Raw genomic sequence first — 5,744 nt, forward strand, 5'->3', positions numbered from 1 at the left:
ATGTCTGAAAATAGTGGAATTATTTTTTCTACAACAGGACTGAAAATCAGGCATTTTTCTAAAGGCACTACCTGACCCGTAAACTTTTTGAATGGGGAGACCCTTTCTCTTAAGCCGATGATTGTATGTCCATCCTTTCTCCCAAAAGCGAGCTCCAGCTTGCTTCTGTAAAAGTACCTATCCGGAGACGGGGCTATTGGGGTAATTTCAACCTTTTCTACATTTATGCTGCCTATCCTCCTGAGTATCTGGAGTAGATGATTTTCTTTGACCTCAAGCTGTTTTTCATATATCAGGCTTTGTAATGTACAGCCCCCACAAAAACCAAAATGAGGACATTTTGCGTGGGTTCTGAACGAAGATGGCTCTTCAATATTGATAATCTCTCCATAGGCGAAACGTTTTTCTTCTCTTGAAATCTTGACCTCAACCTTGTCACCAATAACCGCATCTGGCACAAAAATGACAAAATTATCCCTTCTGGCAACCCCATAGTTGTTTGGGAGAGCAATATCAATTATTTCGACGGAAAATGATGATTTATCCATATATTACCCCGATGAAGAACAATTATATACCCATAAATTTCCTTATCAGATCCTCCCTTTTCATTAGCTTGAGTGCATCTCTGATAAGTCTTCTATTTCCTGGATTACGGTACTGGATCAGTGCCCGGTGCATCTTTCTCTCACGAAATGTCTTTGCTACATAAATCTTCTCTCCGGTAAAAGGATGTTTTTCAATATAATAGATACACCCGGACAGGGTAAGTGGCAAGGGCATAAAATCCTGTATCTGTTCAGGATGGATTTTTCTTCCTATGAGATAGAGTGAAAGTGCCAATGTGTGCTCTAATGCTGAGCCTGGATGAGAACTGATAAAATAGTTAACCAGATACTGGTCTTTATTGAGTTTTTTATTTATTTCTTTAAATTTCCTTACAAATGTTTCATAAACATTAAAATCGGGTTTATTCATAATTCGTAAAACACTGTCCACACTGTGTTCAGGGGCAACCTTCATCTGGCCGCTTATGTGGTATTTACATATATGCTCCAGATAGTCCATGTGTGCCTTTTCTATGAGTAAGTCATATCTGAACCCACTCTCTATAAACATGTGTCTCACCCTGGGTAATGTGAGGATTGTTTTATAGAGTTCTATGCTTTTTCTGTAGCCTAACTTCAGCATTTCACATTTCTTTGGGATAAGGCATTGTTTATCCTGGCAGAACCCCTTTTTGTCCCATAAAGGACATTTTGCCATGTAGAGATTTGCTGTGGGGCCTCCTACATCGGTGATCGTTCCTTTAAAGTCTTTCATTTCAGAGACCAGTTTTGCTTCTTTTATAATAGATTCCTTACTCCTTGACTGAACGATCCTACCTTGGTGCATGGACAGGGAGCAGAAACTGCATTCCCCGCAACATCCCCTGTGGGAGATGATCGAAAATTTTACGGTTTTAAAGCCAGGAACACCACCTTTTTTGTCATAAGCGGGGTGCCAGCCCCTCATATAGGGAAGTTCATAGATGTTATCCAGCTCGTGTGTTGTGAGGGGAATTTGAGGAGGAAACTGAATAACAGATCTTGTATCGTGTTTCTGCACCAATGTCTTTCCTTTTAAAGGGTCCTGGTTGAGATATATCGATTTGAAGGCCTCGTTAAATTTTTCTTTGTCTTTTTTTACCTCGTCATAGGAAGGGATTTCTATATAATCCTTCAGGAATACTATATCCTTTCTGACAATTGCAGTTCCCCTTATTCCAGCGAGATCAATGCCCTGTTTTAGTCTTCTTGTAATTTCCACAATCTGTTTTTCCCCCATCCCGTAAACCAGTATATCCGCTCTTGAATCTAAAAGGATGGATTTCCTTACACCATTATCCCACCAGTCGTAATGGGCGAACCTCCGGAGGCTTGCTTCAATACCGCCTATCACGATGCATACATCATTAAATGCCTCCCTTACCCGATTTGCATATACAATAATTGCCCTGTCAGGACGAAGTCCTGGCTTCCCGTCTGGTGAATAATCATCCCGTCTTCTCGGCTTTTTATGAGCAGTGTAGTTTGCTACCATGGAATCTAAATTTCCAGCTGTTATTCCAAAAAACAGGTGCGGTTTCCCCAATTGAATAAAATCATTGATACTTGTCCAATCAGGCTGAGAGATAATCCCCACCCTGTAATGGGCATTTTCCAGTACCCTTCCTATTATAGCGGTTCCGTATGAGGGATGGTCCACATATGCATCTCCTGTAACGAGGATAACATCTAAATAATCCCATCCCCTTCTTTCTAAATCCTTTTTTGTAAAGGGTAAAAAATCCATTATAGTAATTTCATTTTATCAGAATATTGTGAGAAAGGGGTAAAACAAAAGTAAATGGTTTTTTTTACTCAGAGAATATCTGGGCTGAGAATATATATATATTTGTCCCTTTTTCCTTCCATGTATTTGGAGATAATCCTGCTTTAAGACAGGTCTGCCTTAAAAATTCTTCCCTGTTCCACATATAAGAAGTGGCAACCTGAGGTAAAAGAAGACCAGAGTAATTTCCCCTGCTGATATATAAACCATGTTTTCCCACTTCAATTTCGTTTACGTTAGTGACTAATTTTAATGGGCTGAGTACGGATATCTCGATATGGATATTTTTTAATTCTTCACCGGATACGGGAGGAAAACGCATGTCCCTCGTTGAAGCGGCTATAGTCATATCTGAAACTGCTTTATACAGTGGTGCGATAGGCGCTATATAACCAACACAGCCTCTCAACTCCCCGTTTTTTGTGAGTGTGACGAAGGCACCCCTTTTTCCCAATAGTTTTTTATCTTTTATCTCAAACTGGAGAATATCTCCTTTTGAAATATATTCCTCCAACGTCTTACGGGCAATCGTGAGTAATATGTTTTGTTCTTTTTTATTGAGTCCATGGTCATTCTCGGGATAGGAAAAGGCAATAGCTCCATATCCGACCACCCTGTTTTTATCCATTGTGACATCTCCGGAATTTGCGTAGTTCAGAATTTTCACTTCAGCACCAAGTTTCTTTGCGATCATCATGAGTACAATTACCCCCTGGGAACCGCATAGTTCACACTGTCCTTTATTTAAATCAACAGCCAGTTTTTCTATGTTCAATTCTTCGATATCTTTTAGTGCAAGGTTATCCATTTGGTAGGCCTTATTATACGAATGGAAGTGAGACATATCTGAAGAGGCTACGATAAGAACGCCTTTTGGGTTTTGCTTTAATATAGTAAAAAGTGCTTCAGAAAGTGTTTTATAATCATTTTCATCTAAATTTCCTATAACCAGCGGGACGATTTTAAAGCTTTTGAGGGTTTTTTGCAGAAATGGTAGCTGGACTTCAAGGGAATGTTCGCGTTCGAAGGCAGGGGAGAAAGGTTTGATGGATTTGCATTTTTCAGTAAGTATGCGCCCAATATCCTGATCGATTTGCACATTCCCAAAAGGGGTTTCCCATAAGCCTGAAGGATAGATTGAAATTCCCATAAAGGGTATCTGGTGGCTTGAGCCAAGAAGTATTACTGTTTTATATTCTTTTCCCCTTAGCTGGCAATATACAGATGATGCAACCCTTCCTGAATACTCATAACCTGCATGAGGGACAATTATGCCGATAATATGGCCGGGCAATTTTTCACCTTTGCTTTCTGCCTCTTTTAAATAGCCATCTATTGTCTTATTCAGGATATTTTTGTCCGCAGGATAAAAAGAACCTGCAAAAACTGGTTTACGGATTTTCAACTGTGTCTCCTGAGCCTGGCTCAGGCCTGATAAAACAAGCATGAGAATGAGACATAGAACGATGCGTACTGGTTTATAAACTGAACATTGAACACTGAACACCGGACACTGCTTTAAATCGCCCATATACCCCCTATCTTTTCCCCACAGAATTTGCATTTCCCGTTTTTCAGGTTGTTCTCTAACATGTTGTATCCAGCCCTTCTAATCAAGGTCTTTTTGCATTTAGGGCAATAGGTGTTTTCTCCAGGATGACCAGGGACATTTCCAATATATGGATAATGTAACCCTGTTTTTAAGGCGATTTCCCTTGCCTTCTCAAGAATACTTACCGATGTGGGTGGGATACTGGTCATTTTATACATCGGAAAAAAACGGGAAAAATGGACTGGCACATCAGCACCAACATCTTTCTTTATCCATTCGCACATATTTGTAATCATCTTTGTATCATCGTTGTGCCCTGGAATAATGAGGTTTGTGATTTCAACCCATACCCCTGACCTTTTGAGTGTTTTTATGGTTTCTATTACTGGTTCAAGCTCTGCCTCGCATAGTTTATTATAAAAGGCTGAGCTGAATCCCTTAAGGTCAATGTTTGCTGCATCCAGATATTTTGAGAGTTCTTTTAATGGTTCTTGATTGATATACCCGTTTGAATGACAGACATTTAAGATTCCCTTGCTGCGGGCAATCTTTGCTGTTTCAAACATATATTCGTAAAAGTTTGTTGGTTCTGTATAGGTGTAGGCAATGCTTTTACATTCGTTTGTTCTTGCCATTGATACGATTTTTTCCGGTGGGCTGAAGCTGTTCATTGTTTCCAGTGGAGAAACCTGAGAAATCTGCCAGTTCTGGCAGAACTTACATCTCAGATTACAGCCGGCACTGGCGATAGAGAAGCTTAAGCTTTTTGGAAGGACATTAAAGAAAGGTTTTTTTTCTATAGGATCGATATGAACAGCACAGGGTGAAGCAAACCCGAGGGAATAGAGTTTTCCCTTTATGTTCTTTCTTGCTCGACAAAAGCCTGATTCACCATCTGACAGTGTGCATCCCCTTGGGCATAACAGGCACCATACGGTGTTCTTCTTTTCATCAAGCTTTTGATAGTAAAGGGCTTCTTTCAGCGATGGGCTGTTCTTTGAAGTGAGTTCTTTTGCTTCAAGTTTTAAGGCTAAAGGGGTCAAACAAACTATCTTTATGAAATCTCTTCTGCTTATCATAAAAACCTGAAAGAATTATACTACTTTTTGGGAAAAGTCAATAATAGCAAAAGGCTACTGATTTTAAGGATTGCAAGCATAATACACCCCGCTAATATGCCCAATATCGGGAGGAGTATAAGCCCGCCGATGACACCTCCAATCCATCCGCCAAAGAGGTCAACACTGTATAACAGGCCAACGGTCTTTCCTATGGAATCTCCGTTATTGGGATTTAAGACCCCTGACTGCCTCAGATAAATCCTGTTTGCAATGGGGAATTCTATTCCTGTTAATAAGCCAGAAATGAATAGAAGAAACAGAAAAAGGATGTGTATAGAGATAGTTTTGGAAGAAGATATAACATCAAGGTAATAAAAGAGCAGGAAAAGGGAAAAAGAAAAGACAGTTATTGCTATTTCTATCCCCTTGAATAGTGTAAGTTCTCTACGGATATGTCCGAAACAAGAGGTAATTACCAGACTTCCAATTGCCATGCCTCCCATAAAGGTGGTAATAAGAAGCCCAATTTCATAGAACACATAACCATAGAATATCTGAAAACTGAGAAGGAGGATTAGTTCAAAAATCATTGCGGTGAAACCCGTGGTTGCAATAGCAAAAGGAATGCTGATTTTTTTATATTTTCTCTGGAGCAAAAGTAAGGCACCAAAGATGATGATTATGAAGATAATTATCGATGATAGGTTTATTTTTTTTGCCCAATTAAAAACTGTCTTTAATGAAGGTGAAAAAAGGAG

The 5,744-nt window shown here is 39.6% G+C and carries 5 protein-coding genes; all 5 read right to left on the reverse strand.

The window, feature by feature from the left end; genetic code table 11:
* On the reverse strand, positions 1–548 hold a 548-nt coding region (locus NTU69_07725; GenBank protein ID MCX5803401.1), incomplete at its 3' end, for a TRAM domain-containing protein.
* Positions 549–570: 22 nt separating this feature from the next.
* A complete protein-coding gene (locus NTU69_07730; protein MCX5803402.1) occupies positions 571–2,334 on the reverse strand; it encodes a YgiQ family radical SAM protein in 1,764 nt (587 codons plus the stop codon).
* Positions 2,335–2,398: 64 nt separating this feature from the next.
* The gene (gene amrB / locus NTU69_07735) at positions 2,399–3,904 is read right to left on the reverse strand and encodes an AmmeMemoRadiSam system protein B (protein ID MCX5803403.1); all 1,506 of its coding nucleotides are present in this window, start codon (positions 3,902–3,904) and stop codon (positions 2,399–2,401) included.
* Positions 3,892–5,004 (reverse strand): AmmeMemoRadiSam system radical SAM enzyme, encoded by a 1,113-nt coding sequence (gene amrS, locus NTU69_07740; protein ID MCX5803404.1) that lies wholly within the window; start codon positions 5,002–5,004, stop codon positions 3,892–3,894. Before amrS ends, amrB begins: the two co-directional genes overlap by 13 nt.
* Positions 5,005–5,024: 20 nt before the next feature.
* Positions 5,025–5,744 (reverse strand): hypothetical protein (locus NTU69_07745; GenBank protein ID MCX5803405.1); only part of this gene is annotated, 720 nt, incomplete at its 5' end.

The sequence above is a fragment of the Pseudomonadota bacterium genome, from assembly GCA_026388215.1.
In the GTDB taxonomy this organism is placed as follows: Bacteria; Desulfobacterota; Syntrophorhabdia; order Syntrophorhabdales; family Syntrophorhabdaceae; genus JAPLKF01.